The organism is Streptomyces sp. NPDC037389 (genome assembly GCF_040636475.1).
GTDB classification, from domain to species: domain Bacteria; phylum Actinomycetota; class Actinomycetes; order Streptomycetales; family Streptomycetaceae; genus Streptomyces; species Streptomyces hesseae.
Window position 1 is genome coordinate 1 of the sequence record NZ_JBEZUS010000042.1, and the last position, 2,019, is coordinate 2,019.

The window sequence follows — 2,019 nt, forward strand, 5'->3', positions numbered from 1 at the left end:
CGTTGCCGGGGCTGCGCTCGGCGTACGACTCCACCAGGTCGAGCATGTCGCCGGTGCCGGAGCAGAAGCCGATGATGCCCGCGGTGTAGCCGCGGCCGTCGCCGATGTCCTCGATGTAGCGGTACTGCGCCTTCCAGTCGAGCGTGGAGTTCTCCGCGCTCGACACCAGTTGCATGGCGATCTCCTTCTTCGCCGGGTCGTCTAGTTGTATTGCCCTGAGAGGTTGGGGACGCGGCTGGCGGGTGGTTGCCCTTTCAGCGCGGTGTGTCCGCGGTGGTGATTGTAGGTGTGCAGCCATTGCGGGAACGCTTCTCGTCGTTCGGCTTCTGACCGGTAGGGGCGTGCATAGGCCCACTCGTCCAGCAGGGTGCGGTTGAAGCGTTCGACCTTGCCGTTCGTCTGGGGCCGGTAGGGCCGGGTTCGCTTGTGAGCGATCCCGGTCGCTGCCAGGGCATCGCGCCAGTCGCGTGAGCGGTAGCAGGAGCCGTTGTCGGTCAGTACCCGTTCGACGGAGATCCCGGCCTGGGTGAAGAAGGTGTGGGCCCGCTGCCAGAAGGCGGTGGCGGTCTCCTTCTTCTCGTCCGCGTGGATCTCGCTGTAGGCGAGGCGGGAGTGGTCGTCGACGGCGGTGTGCAGGTAGCTGTAGCCGAGGTTGGGACGGCCGTGGACGGCGCGGGGCCGGGCGGGGTCGCGGTGCGCGGAGCTGTTGCGGCCGCCCCGGGCCCTGCCATGGATTCTGTGCCCGCCGCCGTTGGGGATGTTGCCCAGTTTCTTGATGTCGACGTGGACGAGTTCGCCGGGCCTGGCGTGTTCGTAGCGGCGCACCACGCGGCCGGTGGTCCGGTCGAGATGCGACAGGCGGGCCAGGCGGTAGCGGGTGAGCACGCGGTGCACGGTCGAGGGCACCAGGTGCAGGAAGTGCGCGATGCGGGCCGGTCCCCACCGGCGCAGCAGACGGACCTTGATGATCCGCCGCTCGGTACGGGTGGGAGTGCGGCCCGGGCTCGTGCGTGGGCGGCTGGAGCGGTCGGCCATGCCGGCTTCCCCCAGGCGGCGGTAGCGGTCGGCCCACCGCTGGGCGGTGGTGGGCGAGACCTGGAAGCGTTCGGCGGCCCGGCGCAGGGGCCAGCCGTCCTCGACCACGCAACGGGCCAGGCGCAGCCGTCCGGTCTCGGTCAGGGGTGCATTACGGTGGGGCACGAGGGCCTTTCTGTCGGTGTAGACGTCGCAATCCACACCGAACCGGAAAGGCCCTCACCCGTTCAAGATCCCTCAGCCGAGACCTGTCTCACCGTTCACAACCTCCCCGGACAGAACAGCTAGGCGGGCCAGGGGGCATCAGCCCCTTCGCGTCACCGCCCCGGCGCGCCGCTGCCCTGGTACGAACCGAGGCCCTCGATCAGCGCCACGAGGGCCGGGTCCCCCGCAAAGCGCTCGGCGTGGATCTGCCGGATGAGTTCGCCCGTGTACGGGTCCCCGTCGTCGATCAGGTCGTACGAGACCATGTTCCGCACCAGCGGCAGCCCGATCTCGTCGACCTGCCGGTGCAGCGGGGCGTGCATGTACGCCCGGTAGGCCTCGATGTCCTCGACCGCGAACACCGCTCCGTAGTCGAAGTCACCGCCCACGTCCCGCCCGACCGCCCCATACGCGACGGCGTCGATCTCACGCCCCATCCTGCGGAGCATCTCGAGCGCCTCGTCGACCTTGTCCCGGGGTGCGTCGGGGCGCATGGCAAGACGGATGTGGTGGTGAATCACGGCAACTCTCCCTCGTGACGCAATGAACGCTTCGCTCTATCGCTAGGGTTATAGACTCTAACTAGGCTGACATGACATCGCAACCGCGTGCGGAGACTAAAATCGACGCATTGTGTCTGACACCCACCACACCCCCGAGGCCGGAGCCGCTCCCGCGACCTCGGCCGGGAGTTCTCAGCCCCCCGCCCGCGCCAAGGGTGAGCCCCGTTTCCCCGACGGGCCGAAGGCCGATCCCGCCGGGTCGCACTTCGAGCGGCGG

Annotated in this window: 3 protein-coding genes and 1 pseudogene; 1 reads left to right on the forward strand and 3 read right to left on the reverse strand. The window is 68.8% G+C overall.

Annotation, left to right across the window (positions count from 1 at the left end):
- The 3 genes from AB0E98_RS33505 to AB0E98_RS33515 form a co-directional block, all read right to left on the reverse strand.
- On the reverse strand, positions 1–298 hold a 298-nt coding region (locus tag AB0E98_RS33505; protein WP_361710258.1), incomplete at its 3' end, for a chitosanase.
- Positions 202–1,200, reverse strand: a complete 999-nt coding sequence (locus AB0E98_RS33510; protein WP_361710259.1) for an IS481 family transposase — start codon at positions 1,198–1,200, stop codon at positions 202–204. The genes AB0E98_RS33510 and AB0E98_RS33505, both read right to left, overlap by 97 nt.
- Before the next feature lie 152 nt (positions 1,201–1,352).
- A complete protein-coding gene (locus AB0E98_RS33515) occupies positions 1,353–1,760 on the reverse strand; it encodes a Dabb family protein (protein ID WP_053666160.1) in 408 nt (135 codons plus the stop codon).
- 112 nt (positions 1,761–1,872) lie between these two features.
- Here AB0E98_RS33515 and AB0E98_RS33520 point away from each other — a divergent pair.
- Positions 1,873–2,019 (forward strand): annotated as a pseudogene (locus AB0E98_RS33520) (tRNA (guanosine(46)-N7)-methyltransferase TrmB); the annotation flags it as partial.